1 protein-coding gene is annotated in these 420 nt (G+C 59.0%); it reads right to left on the bottom strand.

Translation table 11 applies throughout. The annotated features are described in order from the left end of the window. Positions 1–420 (bottom strand): hypothetical protein (locus Xsto_RS21810; RefSeq protein WP_169926719.1); only part of this gene is annotated, 420 nt, incomplete at both ends.

Genomic DNA, 420 nt, shown 5'->3' with positions numbered 1-420 from the left:
CGGAAAATGGTGGCCGTCCTGTGTATACGTCACCGCCTCCAGCAAACCGGTCGGGGCCGTCACCCGGTTTAAAAACTGGCAGTGCAGGTCATAGCCCAGCGACCAGATCAACGTCTGCCCGGCCGTCAGGTTCGTGATGGTACTCACCCGACCGTTATGCAGCGCCACTTCAATTTCATACCTTTCCGACATGCCGGGCCAGACGATCAGCCGGGTCGCCACCCCCGGTATTGTCCTGACGGTCAACAGCGCCCGGTGTTTTTTATCCAGATCGTAAATCCCCGTCAGGTGGGGCACGGCGCCGGCGGTATAATCCCACGTCAGCTGCAGGCTGTGCCCCAGCGGATTCAGGATCTTCACCGGGACTTTCAGGTTAAAGGCATTTTTGGGCCCGGAGAGGATCTCCACCTGACCGGATTT

Source organism: Xenorhabdus stockiae (genome assembly GCF_002632825.1).
GTDB classification, from domain to species: Bacteria; Pseudomonadota; Gammaproteobacteria; order Enterobacterales; family Enterobacteriaceae; genus Xenorhabdus; species Xenorhabdus stockiae.
This window is presented reverse-complemented; position numbering and strand designations above follow the sequence as displayed.